We start from the raw sequence: 24,463 nt of genomic DNA on the forward strand, positions 1-24,463 counted from the left end.
TGGCCGGCAAGTGGCTTTTGAATGCGCACAACACGTTAGGGGCGGTTTGGAGCTGTTGTCGGCAGGTATCGGCTCTGAATTACTTTCCATCTTTTATTTTTTCCATGAATTGGCGAGTAAGCATGGCCACTTCCTCTGTTTTTTCGTCAAGTGCAAAATGGCCGGCGTCGAGGATATGGATTTCAGCGCTTGGAATGTCGCGCTTGTAACCATCGGCACCTGGGACGATGAACGATGGATCGTAGCGTCCCCACATAACGAGCGTCGGCGGCCTGTGCTCGCGCAGCCATGCTTGCCAGCGCCGATAGGAGGCCACGTTGGTGCGATAATCATAGAGAAGCGCCGACTGGATCTCGCGCTGGCCGGGGCGAGATAGGAAGGCAAATTCATCGATCCAACTGTCGGGATTGTATCGCGCTTGGTTGGGGCTTTCGCCTAGATGGCGTAGTTTTGTGCCCTCGAAGCCGAGAAAGGAATCGACCTGTTCTGGGTGCGAAGCCGGATCCTTCCAGTATTTTGCAATATTGGTCCACTTGGGTCCAAGCCCTTCCTGGTAAGCATTCGCATTTTGGATGACGAGCGCTTCCACCTTTTCCGGCGCTGCCATAGCCATACGGAACCCCACCGGTCCGCCATAGTCTTGCATGAAGAGAGTATAGCGGGAGAGATCGAGCTGCTGTAGAAGGGATGCGGTCGTTTCGGCCAGATGGTCGAAAGTATAGCGATATTGCTCCGGCGATGGCGCATCGCTCTGCCCAAAACCGGGATAATCGGGCGCTATCAGATGATAGCGGTCGGCAAGCAATGGGATGAGGCTATCCCACATTCGCGACGACGAGGGATAACCGTGCAGCAAGACGATCGTGGGCGCATCCTTAGGGCCAGCTTCGCGATAGAAGAGCCTCAGGCCGTCTACATTCACCAGGTGGTAGGTCGTCGTCGCGCTGGTATAGGGAATCGCCGCAACCGGGGCGATCGTAATTGCTGCCGCCATGATTAGTTCTCCGATTATGCTTTATTCCTTGAGCCGGCTCCCCCATTTTGCCAGGCTTTAGCGCTTTCAGACTTAGAGCTCTCCAGTGAGAAACTGAGCTCGACCAAACCCGAAACTCCAGTCGTCGTCATTGTTCTGGATACAGGACACCATAATGTCCTGCGGATGGACGTTGCAGCGCTTCCCAAGATATTCGACGAGAAGCGCATAAAACCGCTCCTTCATCACCTTCGTGCGCGGCCGCGTCGTCACATGGATAAGGACTCGACCTGCGGTTCTCTCAAAACCAAGTCCCGTGTCCTCCATGATCAAGTGCTTCGGCTCATGCTCGTGCAAAATCTGATAGCGATCTCGCACCGGCACTTCGAACGCCTCGACCATAGCGTCGTGGATGGCCTGGAGCAGCGCACTTGTCTGTTCTTCGCTCCGTCCCTTGACGGTATGTATATTGAGTAGCGGCATGTGCTTTCCTCTTAGGCTTGAACGTAAATGGTTGAGGGTGCAGTGCGATTTAAACCGGTCAGCCTGTCGCGCAGGAACGGTTTTCAGCTTCCTGCAGCTTGCAGCTCTTCGGTCAGAAATTGGACCAATTGAGATGCGGGGAGTTCACGAGCGAGCGGCGCACCTTGGCCTGCCCATTGCGCGGCGAACTCGCCGTACCCTTGCTTTGTTGCAGCGGCATTCAACTGCTTGGCCGCGTCATACGCGATCGGATAGGCGGCGGGCAGGGGGCTTCCGGCCGCTTCGCAATATTCGATGAAGCGATTGACGATGCCGCGGGCATAGCGTCCAGATAGAGACGCGGTGAGCCGTGTGAAACTTGCGCGCTCGCTCTTTAGGTTCTGGCGATAGGAGGCGTTGGCAGCGGACTCCGGGCATAAGATGAAGGCAGTACCCAGCTGGGCGGCGACTGCGCCGAGATCAAGTGCTGCCCGGACGCCTTGACCATCCATGATGCCGCCGGCGGCAATCACTGGAAGGCGGGTCCGGGATGCCAGCAACCGCACGAGTACGGACGTGCTCAACCGTTCGTCGATAGCTTCAGGATCGAACATGCCGCGGTGTCCGCCAGCCTCTATCCCTTGCGCCACGATGCCATCGATGCCGGCTTCCTCTATCACACGGGCTTCGCGCAGATTGGTCGCCGTCGCCAACATCTTGATCCCGGATTTGCGAAGAGCAGCTATCTGCTCAGGGGCCGGCACTCCGAAATGGAAGCTGACGACAGCTGGATGTGTTTCGAGCAACATCTGAAAGGCCTCCTCGTCGCCGAGAAAACTCTTGTAGATCTCGGTGAGTTTGATGGGCGGATCAGCGCCGAACTCCTCAAACAACGGCGCGAGATGTTTCAGCCAGCGGGTTTCGGTTTCCACATCGCGGCTAGCCGGTTGGTGGCAGAAGACATTCACATTGAACGGTCGATCCGTCAGCGCACGGGTCTCTTCTATTGCCTGCCGAGCCTGAGCGGCTGTGCTCGCGCCAATACCAAGAGATCCAAGTCCGCCGGCATTGGAGACTGCTGCGGCAAGGGCAGGGGTCGAAACCCCGGCCATCGGCGCCTGGATAATCGGAAGTTTGATCCCGAGCTCTTCAAGCATTTGTTTTCCCTTATGCTGCCAGGACTTCGTCGGCGGGACCGAAGAATTCGTAATGAATGCGGTCCGAAGCGACACCCGCCTGGGTCAGACCGGCAACGAAGAAACGCAGGAACGGGCGAGGTCCACAGAGATAAATGTCCGCGTCCTCAAGCGGCGTATTCGTTCTGAGCCAATCGATGGTTATGAAGCCGCTTTGTACCTCCGGTTCGCCCGCAGCATGATCATAGAAGGTCGCAATCGTGGTTGCGCCGTGGCGTCCTGCGAGATTGCGGACATGAGCGTCAAACGCATGCACGGCGCGATTGGTGGTGCCGTGCACATACCATGTCTTCAGATCCGGATGTTGATCAGCTATCGCCTCGAGCATGCTGACCATCGGCGTAAGGCCGACGCCACCCGACAGCAAGATGACCGGGCGCTCCGGCTTCTCAGCCAGATGGAAGTCGCCGGCAGGTGGAGTACACTCAACGACGGTTCCGACCTCCGCACGATCGTGAAGGAATATCGAAGCTTCGCCGTCGACCTCCCGCTTGACGGTTATGCGGTAATGTTCGTTGTTAGGGCCGCAGGAGATAGAGTAGTTTCGCTTAACACCAGGAAGGCCCGCAGTGTCAAAACGAAAAGTCAGATATTGACCAGGTTTATGCGGCACGACCTTACCGCCATCCTCGGGCCGCAATATGAATGAGGTAATGATTTCGCTCTCGTCGTGTCGCTCGGAGATAGTAAAGCGCCGCCAGTCCACCCAGCCTCCGTCCTTGGCCGTGATGTCACGACGGATTTCCGCTTCGCGTCCCTGAAGAATGTCTGCCAGGAACCGATAGGCCTCTCCCCATGCGTTCAGGATCGCGGGGGTTGCGGCTTCACCGAGCACCTCCTTGATCGCTCCAAGCAGGGCATTGGCGACGTAAGGATAATGCTCGGGATGAATTGCATAGCCAATATGTTTCTGCGCGATGCGCTCGACCGCCCCGGCCAATGCCCCGAGATTGTCGATGTTGCTTGCATAGGCGAGGATTGCGCTCGCAAGGGCCTGTACCTGCGCGCCCGTCTTCTGGTTGGCCTGGTTGAACAGCGCGGCTATTTCAGGGTTCTCAAAAAGACGTCGGTACATCGTCGCGGTGATGGTGGCTCCATGCTCGGCGATAACAGGGGCGGTCGCCTTTACAATGGCGATAGTCTCTTCAGACAAGTGAGCCAAACTGGTCTCCTTTTGAGATTGACTTAAATTCTGAAAAAGAGAATACACATCGGCACAAATTCCGCAATGGAGAAATAATGATGGATCTCGCATCGCTTGCCATATTCCGCGAAGTGGCCAGGGAACGGAGCGTCACCCGCGCCGCCGAACTGCTCGGTCGAGTGCCCTCGAACGTCTCCACACGCATCCAGCAGATCGAGGCCGAAATTGGTGTGCCGTTGTTCCAACGGGACAAACGGCCAATGGAACTCACGAAGGAGGGCGAGATATACCTCGACTATGTCGACCGCATCCTGAACCTTGCCGATGAGGCGCAGCAGACAGTCAATCCCGCGACGCCCGCCGGCGTTCTTCGAGTCGGCTCGATGGAATCCACTGCGGCCGCTCGATTACCGGGGGCGCTGGCCCAGTTCAGTCTCAAATGGCCGCAGGTCACGATTGATCTGTCCACCGCGCCCACCCGACAATTGGTCGACGCTCTCCTGGCCAATCGGATCGATTGCGCATTAATCGCTGTTCCGGAGGGAGAATGGTGGCTCGCTCAGGACGAACTCGACAAGGTTCCGATTTTCCGCGAGGATTTGATGTTGCTCTTGCCACCGGGCCATCCAGAGGTGCAACATCCAGGGGAGATCAAACCCCGTGCCCTTGCTGCGTTCGCCCCCGGCTGCACCTATCGCATGTTATCGGAAGAGTGGATGATGGGCTTGGGCCCGGCGCGATCGGCGCTGAGGATCCATGAAGTGAGGTCTTACCATGCCATGGTTGCCTGTACCGCAGTAGGCTCCTGCTTCTCGATTCTGCCCCGCAGCGTGCTCGATCTCGTACCAGAGGTTTCCCGCTTCACGACCAGATATCTGATGCGCGCCGACACTTGGCTAGCCACTCGGCCGGGATACAAAACGCCGGCATTCCAGGTGTTCCGCGAGATGCTGCTGGATTCTTCAGATATCAAGGGGACAAATAATAATGCGGCCGAATGAACGCTTGTCGGCAGCGGCAGCCGCCCTTGTTCTCGTGGTCGGTATGGGATTCAGCCGCTTTGCCTTTACTGGGCTTTATCCGCTGATGGTGAAGAACCAGCAAATATCCGTAACGGGCGGCTCCTACGCGGCATCCGCAAATTATGCGGGATATCTCATCGGAGCATTGTTAGCCGCGCTTCTATCAGGCATATCGAGCCGGCGGCTCTGCACATACTCGATTTTCTCCTCCGTGGCGTTGCTCGGTCTGCTCGCCCTTTCGCTGCCAGAGTGGTCAATCGTCACCATTCGGGGGTTCGCAGGAATTTTCAGTGCGATGGCGATGGTCGCTGCTTCACATTGGCTTATCCATGATCGGCGACATCATGACGGAGCGCCTACTCTTTTTGCTGGCGTCGGCATCGGAATTCTATTGTCTGCCGAGCTAATTGCAGCGGGGTCCCTGGCGGGCATGTCGAGCTATCTCGTCTGGCTCACGCTTGCCCTGGCGGCAGTCGTTATGGACGCCCTTGCCATGGCTCTGCAACGTCGCGTAGAGCAAGCGAGGCCTATCACCATGCCTGCCACGAAGGACCAAGAAGGAAGGTCGCATTTGGCGCGGGCCGTCTTATTCTTGTCTATGGCCTTGCTGGTTTCGGCTACATCATTACGGCGACGTATCTCCCGTTGCTCGTCCAAACTGCGCTCGGATCACTCGATCCCGTACACATTTGGTCAGTGTTCGGTCTTGGCGCGGTTCCGTCATGTTTCCTATGGCACCGATTGCATGTGCGTTAGGGTACGAGCTACAGCCTTATGATGAATCTGCTCGTACAAGCCGTCGGCGTCGCCATCGCTGTCGTTCACACACCGATTGCCTATATTGCCAGCGCCCCGTTTGGTTGGAGGAACGTTCATGGGCACGGTCACTATCGCTATGCCTGCGGCACGTCGGGTGGCAGCGACGGTCCGGTTCAACGTGCTTGCCATCATGACCGCTTCCTATGGGGTTGGACAGATCGTCGGCCCGCTCATGGCCAACGCGCTCTATATCAAAACGGCTTCGTTCGACGCTTCGCTCATGATTGCGTCGCTTGCCTTGTTGGTAGCCGGTGCGCTCTGCTTCAGCAGAGATCCTGCGCGACAGCGAGAAGTCGGGGGCAGGTAGCCCACGGAGCAATCTTTGTCAGGTGACGCAAGCGGAATTCTAAACCGGGGGCATCAGGTTACGCCCCCAGGTGATGCGGAATTCGGCCAAATAGAAGTGCCGCCGTGATGCGAACAGGAAATCGCCGAGTAGGTCGATTGGTAGGCTCTTGCCCGCAACCTAATTCGTCACCTTTTCGATTTTTCCGCAAGCGATCGGCAAAGTGACATGGGAGGGGATCGGCCCGAGAGATCCGACGCTTGCCGGCAGAGCGTGCTTCTCAGGGACGCCGTGGACCATGACGACACGCTTGTCCAGATCGATTGAGCCGCCCTTGTAGGTTTCGCCAAACTTTTCCTGGAGCGCCTTCAGCGGCACGATCTTGGTGTACTCGTAGCTTCCCGATGCATCGGCCTGCGGGTAGGTGTGCGTCGGAATGTTCATCTCTTCCGGCTTGTCATTGAACGGCACCATTGTGGTGCCCATCACCGGTTCGGTCTCGCCGAGATCGATATAGCCATCCTTGTTCTTGTCTTCAGCGGACGTGGCGCAGGTGGCATTCCGACCGTCTGGAAAACCGTGGAAGTGTTCCCAATGTTCGATGTTGGCAGGCACGCCCTTCATCTTGATGTGGACCTCGAGATTGTCGCCAACGATCTTGAAGGTCGCGTCACCTTCGGCCGAGGTGCCGATCTTGCCGGGGTTGAGGGCGGTCAGGTGCGCTTTATAGCTCTCGGCGCTCGAGGGATCTGCGGTAAACATGACGACGAAAATAGCGGCGGCTGCGGCTATGCACAGCATAGCATTTCGTTGGATAGTCATTCGCTCATCTCCTTTTGATCCATTGCGAGAGTAGGCCGGACAACAGCGACCGGCCTTTCCAGCGTTGATTCAAGTCATCCCCTAGAAATCAGCTGCCAATCGACTTTTTAACGAAGCGGACGGTCTCAGGGATAAGCTCGTCAACCGTCTTGGCGTCTTCCATGAGGTTGAAGCCATGATCGACCGGCCGGGTCCAGAGTTCGTGTGGTCCCTTGTGATAGGAAAGGAGCGCCTTGGCCGTGACCGGTTGCGGGAAGACGATGGTGTCTTTAGTTCCAACGGCCAGGAATACCGGCCCCTTATATTTCTCCAGCTCCGCTGCCGGTACGACGCTGTAAAGGCTTTCGAAGAAGCGCCCTCGCAGTGGGATCGATTTGTTGTCGCCGAGTCTTATGGCTGGGTAAACCTTGTCTCCCGCCGCCGTTCCTTCGGCCATCCCCTTTTCACCGAAAATTGTGGTGAAGGCGGCTGGAAGGTTGATGCCCGGATTCCAGAGGACGAGTGACTTAACCGGTATTGTGGATCGTCCTGCGACGGCTGTGGAAACGGCGCCGCCGAGGCTCATCCCCATGACCGAAATATTCTTGTTCGACACGTCAGGACTGGACGACAGGTAATCGAGAGCGGCGAGCGCGTCTTTGACTTCGCTTTCGACGGTCATGTCTTCAAATTTGCCATCGCTGTCGCCGCTTCCGCGAAAATCGATGCGCAGGGTCGCGATCCCGTTCTTGGCGAAAACCGGCGCTGCCCTGCCGAACAATCCCTCGGGCACGAACTCGGATTTCCATTCGTCTCGAGTGCCGGTGAAACCGTGGAGCATCAAAACGACGGGCGGTTTCTTGGCGTTGTCAGGCAGGACGAGAGTCCCGACGATTTTCTGCCCATCGACATTGAAATGAATGAGTTTATCTTCTGCGGAAGCCGATGTTGCCGCACTGGCGGCAAGGAAGCCAGCGAGCAGAGCGGTGACGATTACTTTTTTCATCTTTAGATTCCTCGTATCTCGGAATGATGCTGTGCCTTTAAGGCAAGTGAGCTAGGCGTTCAGTGCGGCAACGTCTGTCGGGTTTCCTTCCTGCGCTTCGGCGCGGCGGGGAAGGCAAAAGGCATTCACTGCGGCGGTGATCGCAGCGATGGCAATCGGATAGCCAAGCCCTGCGTAGATGTTTCCCGTGTAAGCGACGAGCGACAGGCTAACGAGCGGCACGAAGCCCCCGAAGACGCCTGTGCCTATGTGGTAAGGCAGAGACAGAGACGTGTATCTGAGACGCGCGGGGAAGAGTTCCACCAGGAAGGCCGCCATCGGTCCGTAGACGAGAGCCACGAAAACCAACTGGGCGACGATCAATGCTGTCACAATCGCATAGTTCTGTGACGCGACAGCCGACGCGATTCCCTGGTAGATCGGAACGTAGAGCGCCGCGGCGGAGACGAGACCAGTGATGATGAGCCTTCGGCGGCCAATCTTGTCGGACAATGCGCCGATCATAACGATAAGCGGCGTGCCGATCGCCAATGCAACTGCGAGGCAGATATTGGCGGTCAGGAAATCGAGCTTAAGGACGCTTTGGAGAAAATAGAGTGCATAGAACTGGCCAGTGTACCAGACGCACCCCAGCCCAGCAGTCGCTCCGAACAGCGCATAGGCGCCATACCGCATCCCCTCTTTGGTTGCAAAGCTCTCGCGAATTGGCGATGACGACGTTTTGCCGGCCTTGCGCAGTGCCTCGAAGACTGGAGACTCGCTGAGCTTGAGCCGCAGGTAGAGCGACAATATGATAAGCACGCCCGAGAGCAGGAATGGTATCCGCCATCCCCAAGCCTTGAAAGCTTCATCGCCTAGCGACAGCCTGCAGGCGAGCACGACGAGGATTGCGACGAAGAACCCGACCGTGGCGGTGGTCTGAATGAAGCTCGTAAAGAAGCCGCGCCGGTTCTTCGGAGCGTGCTCGGCGACGTAGACAGCGGCGCCGCCATACTCTCCGCCGATCGCCAGGCCCTGGATCAGCCGAAGAATGACCAGTGCGACGGGCGCAACGTATCCAGCCGTTTCGAAGGTCGGAAGAACGCCGACAAGCGTGGTCGATATACCCATCAAAATAAGGGTCAGCAGGAATGTATGTTTGCGGCCGAGCCTATCGCCGATGCTGCCGAACAGAAGCGCTCCGAAAGGCCGCACGACGAAGCCTGTTGCAAAAGTCGCTACGCTGACAAGCATTGCGGCAGTCGGCTCGTTCGGCGGATAAAATAGCGTCGAGAAAAAGATTGCGAGACTGCCGTAGAGATAGAAATCGTACCATTCGATGACGGTACCTGCGCTTGAAGCAAGGACAACCGTCCAGATACCGGGACGTTTATCTTCCCCCGGTTTGATTGCTAAATCGGTCATTTTATTCCCCTTTTTTGTTTTAGAGACTGGCCGCGGTAGAATTCCTCTCAACTGGCGAGCCGAAGGCTCGGCGAATATGCGGTGAGGCGGTGGGATGCTTCCTCAATCGTTCGCGTGACGACATCCCTTGCCGATGGCAAATCATTGATCAGCCCGACAGCTTCGCCGACCGTGACATTGGCCGTATCATAGTCGCCCGACTCCCAAGCGGCATCGACCTTGGCGCGCTCGTCTTGATGCATCGTGCGAAGTTCGCTCTCGCGGCCATGCCACTTGCTGATGAAGTCGTTTCTCAGCAGCCGGCCTGTATAGATCTCCGGCCATGCTTTCTCTCGCACTATGTCGTAAACAGTCGTCCGGATCGTTTCGTCACCCGATGCCGCAACAACTTTATCTTTCGCTGCTTGGTGAATGAGCGATTCCTGGGTGGCCCAGAAACGGGTACCCATCAAGATGCCGTCCGCTCCGAGCATGAGAGAGGCGGCGAGGCCACGGCCATCGGCAATGCCACCAGCCGCAACGACCAACACTGACGGAGCAGTTCTGGACACCAAGTCCACTACAGACGGCACGAAGGGCATCGTCGAGCGAGCCGTCAGGCCATGGCCGCCGGCTTCGGTTCCTTGTGCGACGAGCACGTCGGCGCCGACATCTATGGCTCGCTTTGCGTGCTCTAACGTATGGATTTGACAAATGAGCGGTACACCTGCCGCCTTTACACGCGGTGCGAGTTTTGCGGGGTCTGAAAACGACATCATCATCGCCTTCGGAAGATCCTGAAGAGCGCGATCGAAGAGTTCAGGATCATTCTCGACGGCCCAGGTAATGAAGCCACAGCCAACCTTGGGATTCGTCACCTTGCCGCGTTGCTCGTCATACCACTGGCGGTCGGCATAGCCGCCGCCAAGTAGCCCCAGGGCACCGGCGTCCGCCACAGCTGACGCGAGCGCACCACCGGCGGCCGGCGTCATCGGCGCCAGGATGATTGGATGTGCTATTCCGAAGAAATCAGTCAGTCGTGTTTTGATGGCCAAGGCTTCCTCCTCCCAAGCTCTGATGATCATCAAGATTAGGCGCGGCATTGACACATGAAAAATGATTAGTTTAGATCGCGTTCATCTGGAAAAGAGATGGCAACCATGAACAGCGTCGATCTGAAGTTCTTCCAAGCCGTAGTCAAAGCATCCAGCATCGGGGGCGCCGCCTTCGCTTTGAATACAGTCCAGTCGAACGTCACCTCGCGGATTAAGTCACTTGAGGACGAGGTCGGGGCGCTTCTTTTCCATCGGTCTCGAAAGGGAGTGACGTTGACTGCGGTCGGGCTGCAACTCGTCCCTTACGCGGAACGTATTGGGGAACTACTCGATGAGGCGAAAACGGTCATCACCGAACGGGAGACGCCCGCAGGCCAGCTTCGGATCGGAGCAATGGAGACGACCGCCGCCCTGCGTCTACCTCCCATACTTATCGAATATTCAAGGCTTTTCCCACAGGTCGATGTTCAAGTCGAAACGGGTCCGACAGAAGCCCTTGTCTCGAAGGTCCTTAACCGGGAGCTCGACGGAGCATTTGTGGCGGGACCGATTGAGCATGCAGAGCTGGTATCGGAAGCAGTGATCGTGGAGGAGCTGGTCTTGATATCGTCGGCCGCGACATTGACCTTGGACGACATCGGGCGCTTGATTTCATCTTCGGGACTTCGAGTTCTTGCCTTCCGTGCCGGCTGCTCCTATCGCAGGCGGATGGACGGATTCCTTGCCAGCATCGGCGCCGTCGATGTGCGGTGGATGGAACTTGGGACCCTTGATGGGATCATTGGGTGTGTGGCAGCCGGAGTCGGCATCGCGATGCTTCCACGTGCAGTCGTCGAGCAAGCTGTATCGTCAGGGCTTGTAAAAGTGCATCCAATTCCAAGGGTGCTCAGCACCGCGACCACAATGTTTATTCATCGAGGGGGGCAATATGTTCCCTCAGCGCTTCGATCATTCATGAGCGTCTACGACTCAATTTTCTCCGACGAACCACATCGGGTCGATCCTCTGTGCGCATGAGGAGATGGGCGCATAGCCGATCGCAAGATTGAAGAACATGTTTGGTCATGGAGGATGAGCTGCGTCGCTGCCACTGCGTGGTCGGCTGATATTAAACCGGCTTCTGCGTCAGGAGATTTTGGGATAAATGAAGGTCGTTCGTCTTTACCGCTATCCCGTCAAAGGATTATCGTCCGAGCTTATGGCGAAAGTCGAGCTCGTACCCGGACACGGATTTCCGGGAGATCGACAGTATGCCGTCACGGATGGTTCAATCGAAATTGATCCGGTGGCGCCGCAACCCGCAGCAAAATCTCACTTTCTGATGTTGGCAAAATACGAAGCTTTGGCTGAGTTGCAGACAACCTTCCATAGCCAGCCTGATCGGCTAGAGGTGCGAGCGAAGGATAGTACAAGGGAGTTTAAGCTCAGCGACGAACAAGATCGGAAAGAACTGGCATGGCACCTCGCGCGTATGGCAGGCGCAGACCTTCGCGGCGAGCCGAAGGTCGTCTATTCGCCCGGCCATCAGTTTACGGATGTGAGTGTCCATTCTCCAGATTTGATGCGATCAATATCGTTGATCAATCTTGAAACAGTCGCCGACTTAGCTCACCGAGTCGGCATGGACCTTGATCCTCTCCGTTTTCGCGCGAATTTGTATTTCAAGCAGGCGGCACCTTCGACTGAGCTGGATTGGGTCGGTCAACGTCTCCAAATCGGCGGTGTCATTCTAAAGGTCGTGCGTCGAACTCGGCGATGTCCGGCTACCAGCGTCAACCCGAAGACGGCGGTCCGTGACATTAATCTGCCGCTCGCAATCCGCGAGTATCGTGAAAATGCTGATCTCGGGATCTATGCGTCGATAGAGCGTGGGGGCACGATCTTACCCGGCGATACGCTTACACTGTTGCCACCATCGGACACGCCTGGCGATGCTATTCAGGAGTCCCAGGTTGAATAGATCCAAAGTTCCATGACCATATCCGCCGCGAGGGGATGAGATATGCAAGGACGCGCACCACGCTGTCACCGCCGACTTGGAAGCAGTTTTATCCTATCGCTCGCAAGTAGGCCGAGCAGGATGTGTGAAGCTGGTTCTCGACATGGATCTTTCCCAGCGACACTCAAGCTCCGATAACGGGAATTTCTCGGGGAGCTCGAGGACTGAGGAGCTCGGCACCGTCCTCCGTTATTACGATGTTCTCTTCATGAGCCATGATCTTGCCGTCGTAATCTACCGACGGTTCGATGGTGAAGACCATCCCCGGCCGGAGAAAGGTCCGGTCGCCAGGCGCATTCGACGGAAATTCCGTGACGATCTTTCCGAGTCCATGGCCAAAGCGGCCGACGTTGCCGACCTTGTGGCCATGTGACGAGAGAACGTTCGCTTGCGCATAAAACAGATCGGCCGCTGTCTTTCCAGGCCGAGCAGCGGCTATTCCTGCCTCCGTTGCCAGCCACAGAGCTTCATGCACACGAACAACCTGGTCAGATGGGTTGCCGAATGCAAAGTTCCGGTCGTAGTCGCAGTAGTAGCCACCGACCTTTGATCCCGTATCGAGGATCAACACGTCGCCCCTAGCAAGTACTCTATCAGTCGGACCCATAATAATGCTTGTATATCCGCCACGACCGGATCCGATGGCTAAATACGGCACTGCATCCGCGCCGTTTAGGATTAGGCTGGCAATGAACTCGCGATGGATCTTCCGTTCAGAGTCACCGATGCGCGCGGTGCGTGGCAGTTCGGCAAACGCCCGCCCTGCGATCCCACACATGAGCCGAATGCGTGCGATCTCCGCTGGCGACTTGATCACGCGAAGGTTGGCCATCAGCATCTGGCAGTCCGCTATCTCGAAATCGATTTCCGACTTCAGCCGCCACAGATCAGCGACGGGCATGCCGATGCGAGACTCGGGTCCGATCTCAAAACCAATCCTTCCGTGCTTGCGGCGGAGACTGGCGAAGAGAGCCTTTAGGATCGAGATTCCCTCATCGCCTGGGCGAGGGGACGGCCAGGTGATGATGTTCTGGCACCACGAGGTATCCTGCCAGTTCGTGTAGCCTATGCCTGGAATGACCGCCGTCGGTTCGCCGTCGCGCGGGACAACGAAGAAGAACGGACGTGTCGGCGTGACCCACGCGAATTGCGTCACCATGCCCGAGAGGTATTCGAGGTTTGCTTCCGAGCTGACAACGATAGCGTCCAGCTTGTTTTCCTCCATGGCGCGACGCGCGCGCTCGATCCGATGGTCGAACTCGGCCTGGTCGAACGGCTCGTAACCACGGGCGTCGGTCATCAGCGTGCTCCTTCGAGAACGGAAGAAAGGAACGTGCGGGTGCGCGCATGCTCGGGGGCTGAGAATAGCTGGTCCGGGCTGCCTTGTTCAACGATCTTGCCCCCGTCGAAGAAGCAGACGCGATCAGAGACCTCCTTCGCGAAGCGCATCTCATGCGTCACCAGAAGCATCGTCAGGTCGTGCTCGTGCGCGAGAGAACGGATGACACTCAGAACTTCTCCGACCAGTTCCGGATCCAACGCGCTGGTGGGTTCATCGAACAAGAGCACCCTTGGACGCATTGCTAGTGCCCGCGCGATTGCGACGCGCTGCTGCTGGCCACCCGAAAGTTGGCCCGGAAAGGATTGTGCCTTCGCCTGCATGCCAACCATCTCCAGCAGCTTGGTCGCGCGGTCGGCAGCTTCGTCCTTGCTGATGCCAAGCACAGACATCGGCGCTTCCATCAGGTTCCTCATGACCGTCATGTGCGGGAAGAGGTTGAAGCTCTGGAACACCATGCCGACGTTCTTACGGACCTGCCGAAGGTGCCTCTCCGATGCGAAGAACGGCGCCTTGCTCGACGGTTCGTGATAGCTCAAGCCATCAATGGCTACAGTGCCTTCCTGGAAAGGCTCAAGTGTCATTAGGATGCGGAGGACCGTCGACTTGCCAGAGCCGCTCGGTCCGATGAGTGTCACCTTCTCGCCAGCCTTGACGGTGAGGTCGAAGTCGGTCAGCACCGAATGGTGGCCATAGCGCTTGTGAACACCCTTGAAAGAGATGAAATCTGTCATTGGAGGGGGATTCCCTTCGTAGGAATGATGCGTTCGATGCCACGGAGTACGGCAGAGCAGAAGCTCGTCAGCGCAAGGAAGATCAGGCCGACAACGGAGAGAGGAACCAGATATTCGAACGTGCGATCACCGATGCGGTTTGCAAGGTTTAGCATCTCGACGACCGTGATCGTCGACAGGATCGGCGTGTCCTTCATCATAGAGACCAGATAGTTCCCGATCGCCGGCGTGATGCGCGGGACCATCTGCGGGATGACGACGACGCCGTATGCCCGAACCTTTGAAACATTGAGGGCGGTTGCGGCTTCCCACTGCCCCTTTGGAATGGCCTCAAGACCAGCGCGATAGACCTCGCTCATATAGGCAGCATACTGCAAGCCAAGCGCCACGCATCCGGTCCAGAAGGCAGGAAGCACGATGCCGTACTGAGGCAAGACGAAGTAAAGGAAGAACAACTGCATCAAAAGCGGCGTGTTCTTGAGAAACTCGATAACGGCGATCGCTGGCCAGGAAACTAACGCAAGCATGGAGCGGCGAAGAAGCGCAAAAGCCAAGCCCACGATGAGAGCGATGACGAAGCCTACGAACATCGCCAGGATAGTGGTCCTGAGCCCGATCAGCAGGATTGGCAGCACCGACAGGGCAAAGGCCGTCGTCGAACTGGTGTCGACTTCGTATCCCTGGATCATACGGCCCTCCCTATGGCGACCTTGATACGGCGCTCCACGAAGCGAAGGAGCATGACGATGATCATTGCCATCACGAAATATAGGAGCAGCGCGGATGCGTAGACGCCGACAGAATCCTGGGTAAGGTTGCGTAGTTCCTGAGCCTTGAATGTGAGGTCTGCGATGGTGATCATCGAGACCAGCGACGTGTCCTTCAGGTTCTGGACGGCAAGACTGGAGAAGGACGGCATCATCTCAGGAACGGCCTGCGGCAAGAAGATCCGCCATAGGGTTCGCGCATTGGTCAGGTTCAGCGCCCGCGCCGCCTCATGCTGTTGGTTCGGGACAGAACGAAGCGCGCCGCGAACGACTTCCGCGCCGTAGGCGCCTGTGTTCAAGCCGAGCGCCAGAACGCCCGTCAAGAGGGGTGGCATTGAGAACCCGATCAGCGGGAGCGCGTAGTAGAGCCAGAAGAGCTGGACCAGAAGCGATGTGCCTCTGAAGATCTCGACGTAGACCAGCGCTATAGCACGAAGCCATTTCGGTCCCGAGAAGAGCGGGATGCCGGCCGCGAACGACAGGACGCAGGCAACCGCAAGCGACAGACAGCATACCTGGATACTTGTCACTGCGGCTTCCGCCAGGATTGGGAGGTAGGTCAGCATTGGCAATCTCGCATCGACCGAAGCGGAACGAGGCGCATTTCTGCGCCTCGCTTTCGACAATTATTTATCGGCGCAGAGGTCTGCGGTGCTCTTTGTGGAGGATGCTGCGATGCTTGCGTCGGTTACGTTGTAGGACTTCAGGATTTTCTTGTAGTCGTCAGTTTTCTTAAAATCCGCGAGCACCTTGTTGAACTCAGCGACGAAGTCACCGGAGTCCTTTTGAAACGCGAAGCCCCCGAAGCCGCGGAGCGTCTTGCCTTTCACGACCGGATCGGTAAACGGCGACGCTGCTTCAAGGTCGCCCTTCACGAGGCTGGCGACAGTGCTGTCGGTGGCGGCGTAGGCGTCTGCACGGCCGCCGGAAACGGTTGCCGGGGCGTCGGCGTTGTTCGCGATGACGACGAGCTGGTCTTCGGTGATGCCGACGCCTTCAGCCGCCGCGAGGTGGCTGGTGCCGTTGACGACGGCGAGCTTGATCGCCGGGTTCTTCTTCACGTCCTCGTACGAGTGAAGGTTCTTCGGGTTGCCCTTGGCGACGAGGAGGTTGTCGCCGTAGCTGGAATTCGGCTCGGAGAACAGAACCTGCTGGCAGCGCGCAGGAAGGATGTCCTGCTCAGCGGCGACGACGTCGAAGCGGTTTGCCTTCAGGCCGGGGATCAGCGAACCGAACGGCGTCACCGACCATTGGATGTCCTTCAGGCCCATCTTGGCGAGGACGGCTTCCAGAACTTCAGGAGCGATGCCCTTGGCCTTGCCGTCCGCGTCCATGTACCCGTACGGGACTTCGTTGGCGGTGGCGGCGCGGACGTAGCCCTGCGCCTTGATCTGTTGGAGAGTGGCTGCTGCGGTCGGCAGAGAACCTGCGGCGAAAGCTGCGGGGCAGAGGAGGAGGATTGCGGAAGTCTTGAGTTTCATGCGTGTTCCCCTTGTTTTGGACACTGACGGTCGTTCGGCGCGCACCCCTTTCGGTGGCCGTTTTCGAGGACGGTCATGTGTTGTGACACTTAGAGCGTGAAGCAGTCGGCCTGGGTTTGCTTTGAACAGGATGACGCTCTTCTGCTGCGGAGAAACTTAATAAACTCTGCGCTTATTGTGTGCTCTATTTTCGGGGTGCAAATGAAACAAAATTGCATGGAAATGCTGCCCGTGCCGAGAATTCGATCACTCGGCTTAACAGGTGTGCGTAGCGGCGATCCAGGCACTATTCGGTAGCCGGAAACGAAAATCGCCGCCAGAAAGACTGGCGGCGAGAGCCAAGACAAGTTGGAACCATCAGGCTGCGGGAAGCCTTCGGCGGGCGATCGCGGCATGGAAATCGACGCCATGGATCAGGCCGCTGTCGTCGAAGTCGTAGCGCGGATTGTGAAGCGGCGCGGAGCCCCCGTTTCCAAGAAATACGAAGACGCCCGGCGCATGCTTCAGAAAGTGGGCGAAGTCTTCGCTGCCCGTCATCGGCTCGCGGGCCGTCCTGACGTTCTCCTCCGACAGAACGGTGCGGGCTGCGGCGAAGGCTTCTTCGACCAACTCGGGATCGTTGAGGAGCGGCACGAATTCGCGCGTGTACTTCATGTCGATCGAGACGTTGTAGGCGAGGGCGGTGCCCTCGGCGATGACGCGCATCTGCTTCTCGATCTCTGTGCTCACCTTGGGACGGAAGCTTCTGGCGTCGCCGAGGATTTTCGCACTTCCGGGCAGGGCATTGCGCGTGCCGTCGGTGATGAGTTCGGTCACCGACACTACCGACGTGTCCGCAGGGCTCAGGCGTCGACTGACGATCGTCTGAAGGTTCATCACCAGCGCACAGGCCGCGACCAGAACCTCGCTGCTCGCGTGCGGCCGGGCCGCATGGCCGCCGATGCCTGTGAGCGTTATCTCGAAATTGTCCTCCGCCGACATGATCGCTCCCGGACGGGACTCGAAAACGCCGACCGGAAGGCCGGGCATGTTGTGGATGCCGTAAATCTCGTCGAACGGAAAGCGCTCCATCAGGCCGTCGTCGAGCATCGAAAGCGCCCCGCGTCCCCATTCCTCGGCGGGCTGGAAGACGAACCGGATGGTACCGTCGAACCCGCCTTCTTCGGCGAGCCGCTTCGCGGCGCCCAGCAGCATCGTCGTGTGACCATCGTGGCCGCAGGCATGCATCACGCCGGGATTCGATGACTTGTACGGCAGGTCGCCCTGCTCGGGAATGCGAAGGGCATCCATGTCCGCCCGAAGCGCGATCGATCGGTTCCCGGTCCCACGCTTGAGCGTTCCAACAACGCCGGTGCCGCCGACGCCTTCGACCACTTCGTCCAGTCCGAACTCGCGCAGCTTCTGCGCGACGAAGGCCGACGTGCGCTTCTCCTCGAACCCGAACTCGGGATGGGCGTGCAGATCATGCCTCCACGCCTTAAGGTCCTTAATGAAGGTATCGTTGCTCGACATTTGGTTCCCCTTCCTGCTCAGGCCGCAGTCTTGCCGTTTTTCGCCACGACCTGCTCCGGCGTCTGGCCGACCAGTTCCGCGTAGAGCTTCGGATCGGTCGCGCCTTCGGTATTGATGAGGAAGACGCGCGAGTTGGCGTCGAGGCCGATCTGCCTGCGCAGGTTCTCGTCGGCAGCGATCTTCGCCAGCGCTGCCAGTCCGACACCGCCGCTCTCGCCGGCGACGACAGCCGGATCGGAGCCGACCGGGTTTGCGAGCAGCTTCATGGCTTCGACAGCGTCGTCGTCCTCGACGGTCATGAAGGCGTCCGCGGCATGGGAGAGAATGCGCCACGCGACGAGCGATGGCTCGTAGCATTCGAGCATCGCCATGACGGTGCATTCGGCATGGTCCACCTTCACCGGATGTCCGGCGCGTGCGCTCTCGTAGAGGCACGCCGCACGGGATGGATCGATGACTGTGAAGAATGGCCGCTTGTCGCCGAACAGGACTGAGAAGTGCCCGGCGACAGTCGCGGCGATCCCGCCGACACCCGCCTGGACGAACACATGCGTCGGAAGCTCGGGCATCTGCCGAAGCGCCTCGGTCAGGAGCGCGGTGTAGCCCTGCATTACGAAGCCCGGAATCCTTTCGTAGCCCGGCCAGGAGGTGTCGGAGACCGTGATCCAGTTCTTCTCCTCCGCGACGCGCGCAGCCTCGTGGATGGAGTCGTCGTAGTTGCCGTCCACCCGGATCATGTCCGCACCGTAGCGGGCGATGGCCGCGATGCGCTCTTTGCTCACGCCGGAATGCACGAAGATCGAGCACTTCGCGCCGACGAGCTGCGCGCCCATGGCGACCGAGCGTCCATGATTGCCATCCGTCGCGCAGGCGACGGTCATCCGCGAGGCGATTTCCTTGACGGCGTCGTTCTGCAATTCGGCGATGTCTACCTCGCGGTCGAGACGCTTGGAGGCTTCTTCAAGCACCAGCCTTATGACGGCGTACGAACCGCCGAGCGCCTTGAAGCTCCCGAGCCCGAGGCGGAGTCCTTCATCCTTCATCGAGATCGAGGCGACGCCAAGCTGCTTGGAAAGCTCCGGAAGCGTAACGAGCGGAGTGGCCTTATGACCCTCGCGATGGTGGAGGAAATGCTCGACCGTCTTAGCGGCGTCAACACCAAGTACCTCCGCATCGGTGGCTTCCAGCGGTTTGCGATGATCGGCGTGTTCGTTGAGGAGGAACATGGACAGATCCTTGTGAGATTGGCTATGCCTTGATAAATACTTCATCGAAGATGAGAAATGCGCTGTTTTTTGGGGCGCCATTTGCAACAATCGCTCGCCAACAATGTCCGTTTCAATGATGACAATGTGGTGAACCAGTTTAGGAATAAGGATGAGCGAAAAATTATCCTCGGATATGGCCGAACTGGATCGTTTCGACATTGCGATTCTCGAAATCCTGCAAAAGGACAATAAGACACCGCAGCGGTCTATCGCGGAAACCATCGGGCTATCCGCTCCGGCAGTGCAGCGGCGTATCAAGCGCATGGAGGAAACCGGAACGATCGCCGCCAATGTGGCGATCATCGAGCCTTCCCATGTGAGGCAGGAGATTACGGTCTTTGTCGAAGTGGAAATGCATAGCGAATTTGGCACCACGCACGACGCGACCAAGAAGTCGTTCGCTGATGCCCCGGAAGTCCAGCAGTGCTACTACGTGACCGGCGAGGTCGACTTCATCCTACTGGTCGTCGTTCGGACGATGGGAGACTATGAAGCCATGACCCGGCGGCTCTTCTTCGCGAACAAGAATGTCAAGCGCTTCCGTAGCTTCGTCGCCATGGACAGAGTGAAGGTCAGCCTCAATGTCTCGCTGGAACGCCCGTAGAGATGCAAATTAACACCTAAGCCAGACGAGAACGAGATCGAGAGGAGATACGACTTTACCTCAACAGCCAATTACCACGGGAAACGTGGAGCCGGATTGCCTCCAAAAATCACGAAATACATCTCGACCAACCAAATCCATTCGCAACGGGAAATTCGAACTAACGCTTCGCCGTGGACTCACCTTGCGGGAAGACCATTTTGCAGAGGCGGTCATTTCCCTAACCCCTGCTGATCAAGAAGATCGGTATGGAGCCTTCTTTCCGCCGAGTTCCACCGGATACCCGCTTGTGTAAAGAATACGCGCTCAAGGACCCTTCAAGGTTTCAATGCGTCGCTACCCAGAAGCTCTTTCAGAAACCTGCTTACGGCGCGTATGCGTGACAAATTCACCATATCTTGATGGATCGAAAGCCAGATGTCCCTGTGGCCCACCAGCTCGGGAAGCACCCCAACCAAGCCGGTATTAACTCGAAGGGCAAAATCCGGTAAGGCAACGACACCGGCACCCCCAGACGCCGCGAACATCTGCGCAATCATGCTGTTTGACGCAAACACCAGATTCGGCGTGGGGACGAATTCTTCCAGCCACCGTACCGCTTCGACCTGAACCAGTTCCTCGATATAGCCGACAAACTGATGACGTTGGAGCTCCGTCTTGTCTTTCGGGGTACCGTGTAGGTCGAGATAGCCCGGCGACGCGTAAAGCCTGGTCGCGAAGCGTCCGATGTGTTCGCTAACGAGGGATCTACCCTGCGGCTTGAAGAAGCTTACAAACAAATCAGCCTCTCGGCGCGCTACTTTGACCGTATGGGAAGAGGTCACCACCTCCAACAGCAAATCGGGATACTGCGATCTTAGAGCGGCTAGATGGGAAGAGAGATACAAGGAAGCGATCCCTTCCATAGTCGCGAGCCGCACTGTGCCGCCAACTTGGCTGTGACGGCTCATGTCGGTCCGCAGACTATTGATCCCCAATTCGATTTCCTCGGCCCGGCGAAGGACCATCATTCCAACAGCTGTGAGATTAAGCCCATCCCTGCTTCTTTCGAAAAGCGTCGCGCCCACGGCGTATTCCAGCCTGCTTAGGCGGCGGGAAACGGTGGAATGGCTAGTTCCCAGCAGACGCGCCGCGCCGGTCACGCTCTTGCTTCTCACTGCCCGCAGAAAAAGCTTCAAGTCATCCCAATCGAGATGATCAAGCGGTGTGGCCATGTCGACCTCGTCTATTTTTGCACACCATAGTGCAAATCTTTGAATTCCCCGAGCAAAAATGTTCAGACTACAATGGGCTCATAACGAGGATCCGCGATGCAACGTTCACGTTTTAAAGCCGCAGCAGCACATGTCGCGCCCGCCTATCTCGACGCCCCGGCCACGGCTGACAAAGCCGTAGCGATCATCGCGGAAGCGGCTCGCAACGGTGCGTCACTGGTGGTTTTTCCAGAAAGTTTCATACCTGGTTTTCCCGTTTGGTCCGCTCTTTACGCTCCGATCTGCTCGCATGACCAATTTAAGAGGTTCGCTGAAGCCTCGATCTTCGCCGACGGGCCGGAAATCGATCGGATCCGTCAAGCAGCCTCGCGGCATCAAGTGTTCGTGTCTGTCGGGTTCTCGGAGAGAAATCCTGCGACGGTGGGCGGCCTCTGGAACAGCAATCTGCTCGTTTCCGACAGCGGAGAGGTTCTAATTCATCACCGCAAGCTCGTCCCGACATTTTATGAGAAGCTGGTTTGGAATCCCGGCGATGGTGCCGGGCTCCGGGTAGCCGATACGAAGATTGGACGGCTGGGAGGACTGATCTGCGGCGAGAACACCAATCCGCTCGCTCGCTTCACTTTAATGGCACAGGCAGAGCAGGTTCATATTAGCAGCTATCCGCCGGTATGGCCGACACGCCCCCCAGGAGACCGGGACAACTACGACAATCGGGCGGCTAACCGTATCCGCGCGGCGGCACACTGCTTTGAGGCTAAGTGCTTCGGCATTGTCGTCGCCGGTTGCCTTGATGATGCTGCAAAGGCCTCGATCTCTGCTGGCGACAGTAGAATCGCAGATATTATCGCCACTAGTCCGCGCGCAGCGAGCTTCTTTCTCGATCCGACCGGTGCCTTGATTGGCGACGAACTGACGGATGAAGGCATTGGTTATGCGGATATCGATCTGGACGCATGCATAGAACCGAAACGGTTTCACGACGTTGTCGCCGGGTACAACCGGTTCGACGTCTTCGATCTTACAGTCGACCGCAGGCGCATCGCTCCGATCAGGTTTGGAGGTGGGCATCTCGCCGAAGTCGCCTTGGTGGACCGGGACATCCAGCCGACTGAGGAAGTGGGACCATGACCAGACAGGGCTTGCGGATGACCAGGGAAGGATTCTCGTACAGAGGTCCAGCACGGGGCGTTCACGCTCTGGAGAAATGGATAACAGACGAGGAGGATCTTTTTCTCGTTACGCATATGGGCTTCCTCGAGATCAATCCTCAGGACTGGTACGTCGACATTGACGGTCTCGTCGAAAGGCCAATGACCCTGCGGTTGGCGGATCTGCAGGCAATGCCACAGCGCGAATATATGTCGTTTCATGAATGTGCGGGCAGCCCGCTGGCTCCCACCGAACCGAAGCGAAGAGTGGGAAACGTCGTTTGGAAAGGAGTACCGCTGGCGGACATCTTGCGTCTTGCGCGAATCCAAGCTTCCGCATCCTATCTCTGGACATCCGGCCTTGAGTGGGGCGAGTACGCCGGCCTTCGCGGCGAGATATTCCAGAAAGACCTACCGATCGGCAAAGCAATGTCGGAAGAGGTGCTGCTCGCGTTGGAAATCAACGGGAAGCCGCTCAACGCCGATCGCGGCGGTCCCGTTCGGCTCGTCGTGCCGGGTTGGTATGGCACGAATTCGGTGAAATGGATCGGATCGATAACTGTCGCCGATGCACGTGCTCCAGGACCCTATACGACGCTATTCTACAACGATGTGACCCCGACCGGAACGAAGCCGGTTTGGGAAGTCGCACCGGAAGCGGTAATTGTCGCACCGGATCCGGATGTCCCGTTGATGGCTGGGAATGCCTGCCGCATCTGGGGGTGGGCCTGGGGCGATCACGCAATCGTCGCGGTAGAGGTCAGTGTCGACGGCGGTGAAACCTGGAGCGAGGCTACGGTTGCAGGCCGCATAGATCGAAGTTGGCAGCGGTTCGAATTCTTTTGGCGTCCGCCAGTTGGCGAGCACCTGCTTATGTGCCGGTGCACGGACGCGAATGGCGAGACTCAGCCCGGGACGAATGCCCGCAATGCGATCCATCAAGTTTCGGTGCATGTGACACAGCCTGACTGACGTGCGGCAACGGACGTAAGGTGGTGCGCCCGCCGGCCGCGTCCGATCACCATTTAACTTTAGGAGACGAACGTGACAGCCCTTTCCGACAGCGAGCTCGAAGTTTTGAGGGAAGCTACTCGCGGCGTCAGAAACCGGGTTCACCTAAATAATGCAGGTGCCGCCTTGATGCCGGAACCTGTTTTATCCGCTGTTGTGGATTACCTCAATCGAGAGAGCGCAATTGGCGGATACGAGGCACATGCGGAGAACCTCGACCGTCTCGAATCCGTTTACGATAGCGTTGGCCGCCTAGTTGGGGCTTCTCGCGAAGAGATTTCTCTTGCAGAAAACGCTACGCTGGCTTGGCAGCGTGCCTTCTATTCACTCCAGTTCAAAGCTGACGATCGGATTTTAACCACCACGACAGAGTTTGCAGCAAACTACGTCGCATATTTGCAGGTTGGGAAGCGTACCGGTGCGCGCGTCGAAGTGATCCCGGACGATGCTAACGGGGTGTTGGATCCAGATGCTCTGGAGAACATGATTGATGACCGTGTCAAACTCATCTCAATCACATGGCTCCCTTCCAACGGTGGCCTCGTCAATCCTGCCGCAGCGGTGGGTCGAATTGCCCGCGCGCATGGCATACCTTATCTTTTGGATGCCTGTCAGGCTGTGGGTCAGATGCCAATTGATATCCATGAACTCGGGTGTGATATGCTCACGGCCACGGGCAGGAAATTCTTGCGTGCGCCGAGAGGGACAGGTTTCCTCTTCATCGGTCGTGATTTCCTGAAGACGGTCGAACCTGCCTTCATCGATTTAATTGGAGCTCCGTGGGTCGCTTCTGGCAAGTATCAGCTTCGCGCAGACGCGCGACGCTTCGAGACCTGGGAAGCGAACTATTCCACCCGGCTGGGATTGGGAGCCGCCGCCGACTATGCGCTGGCTGTCGGTCTCAACCGTATCGAGGCAAGATGTCGGAATCTTTCCACCCAGCTCAGGCAGGAGCTTGCTGGTATCGCCGGCGTCGTCCTTCGGGATCTCGGCGAAAACCTTTCTGCAATTGTTTCATTTACTCTCGAAGCTATGGAAGCACGGGAGGTGATGCGCGCGCTATCTTCGCAGGGCATCAACGTTTCCGTGTCACCGCCTTCGACAACACCGCTCGACGCGACCGGCCGAAATCTTCCGAACGTCGTCCGGGCGTCGCCCCACTATTACAATACCTCGGATGAGATATCGCGCTTGGCGTCTGCAGTCCGCTTGCTGGCCGCTTAGGTTTTGGCTTGC

25 protein-coding genes are annotated in these 24,463 nt (G+C 57.7%); 9 read left to right on the forward strand and 16 right to left on the reverse strand.

Going from position 1 to position 24,463, the window contains the following annotated elements; translation table 11 throughout:
* Window positions 1-79: 79 nt before the first annotated feature.
* The 4 genes from FP026_RS08170 to hmpA all read right to left on the reverse strand — a co-directional run bounded on the left by FP026_RS08170 (window position 80) and on the right by hmpA (window position 3,886).
* Window positions 80-994 carry an alpha/beta fold hydrolase gene (locus tag FP026_RS08170; protein WP_149634139.1) on the reverse strand — a complete coding sequence of 305 codons (915 nt, stop codon included), beginning with the start codon at window positions 992-994 and terminating at the stop codon, window positions 80-82.
* Window positions 995-1,066: 72 nt separating this feature from the next.
* A complete protein-coding gene (locus FP026_RS08175) occupies window positions 1,067-1,456 on the reverse strand; it encodes a tautomerase family protein (RefSeq protein WP_149634140.1) in 390 nt (129 codons plus the stop codon).
* Between the two features lie 83 nt (window positions 1,457-1,539).
* Entirely contained in the window at window positions 1,540-2,592 is a 1,053-nt protein-coding gene (locus FP026_RS08180; protein WP_149634141.1) for an NAD(P)H-dependent flavin oxidoreductase, read from the reverse strand.
* Between the two features lie 10 nt (window positions 2,593-2,602).
* Window positions 2,603-3,886: an NO-inducible flavohemoprotein gene (gene hmpA / locus FP026_RS08185; RefSeq protein WP_149634142.1), complete on the reverse strand. Its 1,284-nt coding sequence runs from the start codon at window positions 3,884-3,886 to the stop codon at window positions 2,603-2,605.
* On the opposite strand from hmpA, the gene FP026_RS08190 reads away from it, so the two are divergent.
* The 3 genes from FP026_RS08190 to FP026_RS30740 all read left to right on the forward strand — a co-directional run bounded on the left by FP026_RS08190 (window position 3,871) and on the right by FP026_RS30740 (window position 5,923).
* Window positions 3,871-4,776 (forward strand): LysR family transcriptional regulator, encoded by a 906-nt coding sequence (locus tag FP026_RS08190; protein WP_246665293.1) that lies wholly within the window; start codon window positions 3,871-3,873, stop codon window positions 4,774-4,776. The two genes, hmpA and FP026_RS08190, sit on opposite strands and share 16 nt — an antisense overlap.
* Window positions 4,763-5,575 (forward strand): YbfB/YjiJ family MFS transporter, encoded by an 813-nt coding sequence (locus FP026_RS30735; protein ID WP_210247966.1) that lies wholly within the window; start codon window positions 4,763-4,765, stop codon window positions 5,573-5,575. Before FP026_RS08190 ends, FP026_RS30735 begins: the two co-directional genes overlap by 14 nt.
* Window positions 5,576-5,653: 78 nt before the next feature.
* Window positions 5,654-5,923 carry a YbfB/YjiJ family MFS transporter gene (locus FP026_RS30740; protein WP_281408583.1) on the forward strand — a complete coding sequence of 90 codons (270 nt, stop codon included), beginning with the start codon at window positions 5,654-5,656 and terminating at the stop codon, window positions 5,921-5,923.
* Between the two features lie 159 nt (window positions 5,924-6,082).
* Here FP026_RS30740 and FP026_RS08200 read toward each other — a convergent pair whose 3' ends face one another.
* From FP026_RS08200 to FP026_RS08215, 4 genes are all read right to left on the reverse strand, one after another.
* Window positions 6,083-6,724: a hypothetical protein gene (locus FP026_RS08200; RefSeq protein ID WP_210247968.1), complete on the reverse strand. Its 642-nt coding sequence runs from the start codon at window positions 6,722-6,724 to the stop codon at window positions 6,083-6,085.
* Window positions 6,725-6,812: 88 nt separating this feature from the next.
* On the reverse strand, window positions 6,813-7,709 hold the full coding sequence (locus tag FP026_RS08205) for an alpha/beta hydrolase family protein (RefSeq protein ID WP_149634143.1): 897 nt from the start codon (window positions 7,707-7,709) through the stop codon (window positions 6,813-6,815).
* A gap of 51 nt (window positions 7,710-7,760) precedes the next feature.
* Window positions 7,761-9,113 (reverse strand): MFS transporter, encoded by a 1,353-nt coding sequence (locus FP026_RS08210; RefSeq protein ID WP_149634144.1) that lies wholly within the window; start codon window positions 9,111-9,113, stop codon window positions 7,761-7,763.
* A 47-nt stretch (window positions 9,114-9,160) separates the two neighbouring features.
* Entirely contained in the window at window positions 9,161-10,147 is a 987-nt protein-coding gene (locus FP026_RS08215; RefSeq protein ID WP_188112537.1) for an NAD(P)H-dependent flavin oxidoreductase, read from the reverse strand.
* Window positions 10,148-10,252: 105 nt separating this feature from the next.
* On the opposite strand from FP026_RS08215, the gene FP026_RS08220 reads away from it, so the two are divergent.
* Together FP026_RS08220 and FP026_RS08225 are read left to right on the forward strand one after the other, a co-directional pair.
* Window positions 10,253-11,164 (forward strand): LysR family transcriptional regulator, encoded by a 912-nt coding sequence (locus FP026_RS08220; RefSeq protein WP_149634145.1) that lies wholly within the window; start codon window positions 10,253-10,255, stop codon window positions 11,162-11,164.
* Between the two features lie 127 nt (window positions 11,165-11,291).
* Window positions 11,292-12,107 (forward strand): MOSC domain-containing protein, encoded by an 816-nt coding sequence (locus FP026_RS08225; protein ID WP_149634146.1) that lies wholly within the window; start codon window positions 11,292-11,294, stop codon window positions 12,105-12,107.
* 163 nt (window positions 12,108-12,270) lie between these two features.
* Here the strand turns inward: FP026_RS08225 and FP026_RS08230 are convergent, their stop codons facing one another.
* The 7 genes from FP026_RS08230 to FP026_RS08260 all read right to left on the reverse strand — a co-directional run bounded on the left by FP026_RS08230 (window position 12,271) and on the right by FP026_RS08260 (window position 19,205).
* Window positions 12,271-13,446, reverse strand: coding sequence for a M24 family metallopeptidase (locus FP026_RS08230; protein WP_149634147.1), 1,176 nt, complete (start codon window positions 13,444-13,446; stop codon window positions 12,271-12,273).
* Window positions 13,446-14,219: an ectoine/hydroxyectoine ABC transporter ATP-binding protein EhuA gene (gene ehuA / locus FP026_RS08235; protein WP_149634148.1), complete on the reverse strand. Its 774-nt coding sequence runs from the start codon at window positions 14,217-14,219 to the stop codon at window positions 13,446-13,448. The genes FP026_RS08230 and ehuA overlap by 1 nt, the downstream gene beginning before the upstream one ends.
* Window positions 14,216-14,908 (reverse strand): ectoine/hydroxyectoine ABC transporter permease subunit EhuD, encoded by a 693-nt coding sequence (gene ehuD, locus FP026_RS08240; RefSeq protein WP_149634149.1) that lies wholly within the window; start codon window positions 14,906-14,908, stop codon window positions 14,216-14,218. The genes ehuA and ehuD overlap by 4 nt, the downstream gene beginning before the upstream one ends.
* The gene (gene ehuC, locus FP026_RS08245) at window positions 14,905-15,558 is read right to left on the reverse strand and encodes an ectoine/hydroxyectoine ABC transporter permease subunit EhuC (protein WP_210247969.1); all 654 of its coding nucleotides are present in this window, start codon (window positions 15,556-15,558) and stop codon (window positions 14,905-14,907) included. Before ehuC ends, ehuD begins: the two co-directional genes overlap by 4 nt.
* A 54-nt stretch (window positions 15,559-15,612) precedes the next feature.
* Window positions 15,613-16,467, reverse strand: coding sequence for an ectoine/hydroxyectoine ABC transporter substrate-binding protein EhuB (gene ehuB, locus FP026_RS08250; RefSeq protein WP_149634151.1), 855 nt, complete (start codon window positions 16,465-16,467; stop codon window positions 15,613-15,615).
* Between the two features lie 357 nt (window positions 16,468-16,824).
* Window positions 16,825-17,979, reverse strand: a complete 1,155-nt coding sequence (locus FP026_RS08255) for a M20 aminoacylase family protein (protein WP_149634152.1) — start codon at window positions 17,977-17,979, stop codon at window positions 16,825-16,827.
* Between the two features lie 17 nt (window positions 17,980-17,996).
* The gene (locus FP026_RS08260; RefSeq protein WP_149634153.1) at window positions 17,997-19,205 is read right to left on the reverse strand and encodes a diaminopropionate ammonia-lyase; all 1,209 of its coding nucleotides are present in this window, start codon (window positions 19,203-19,205) and stop codon (window positions 17,997-17,999) included.
* Window positions 19,206-19,356: 151 nt separating this feature from the next.
* Here FP026_RS08260 and FP026_RS08265 point away from each other — a divergent pair, with 151 nt between their 5' ends.
* Window positions 19,357-19,851 carry an Lrp/AsnC family transcriptional regulator gene (locus FP026_RS08265; protein ID WP_149634154.1) on the forward strand — a complete coding sequence of 165 codons (495 nt, stop codon included), beginning with the start codon at window positions 19,357-19,359 and terminating at the stop codon, window positions 19,849-19,851.
* Window positions 19,852-20,168: 317 nt separating this feature from the next.
* Here FP026_RS08265 and FP026_RS08270 read toward each other — a convergent pair whose 3' ends face one another.
* A complete protein-coding gene (locus FP026_RS08270; RefSeq protein WP_149634155.1) occupies window positions 20,169-21,065 on the reverse strand; it encodes a LysR family transcriptional regulator in 897 nt (298 codons plus the stop codon).
* 96 nt (window positions 21,066-21,161) lie between these two features.
* Between FP026_RS08270 and FP026_RS08275 the strand changes: the two genes are divergently transcribed.
* The 3 genes from FP026_RS08275 (at window position 21,162) to FP026_RS08285 (ending at window position 24,451) form a co-directional block, all read left to right on the forward strand.
* A complete protein-coding gene (locus FP026_RS08275) occupies window positions 21,162-22,196 on the forward strand; it encodes a carbon-nitrogen hydrolase family protein (protein ID WP_149634156.1) in 1,035 nt (344 codons plus the stop codon).
* Complete coding sequence (locus FP026_RS08280) at window positions 22,193-23,188, forward strand: molybdopterin-dependent oxidoreductase (RefSeq protein ID WP_149634157.1); 996 nt, start codon at window positions 22,193-22,195, stop codon at window positions 23,186-23,188. Before FP026_RS08275 ends, FP026_RS08280 begins: the two co-directional genes overlap by 4 nt.
* A gap of 72 nt (window positions 23,189-23,260) precedes the next feature.
* Window positions 23,261-24,451, forward strand: a complete 1,191-nt coding sequence (locus FP026_RS08285) for an aminotransferase class V-fold PLP-dependent enzyme (RefSeq protein ID WP_149634158.1) — start codon at window positions 23,261-23,263, stop codon at window positions 24,449-24,451.
* Window positions 24,452-24,463 lie beyond the last annotated feature (12 nt).

It is taken from the genome of Martinezella tropici (genome assembly GCF_008370325.1).
In the GTDB taxonomy this organism is placed as follows: domain Bacteria; phylum Pseudomonadota; class Alphaproteobacteria; order Rhizobiales; family Rhizobiaceae; genus Rhizobium; species Rhizobium tropici_B.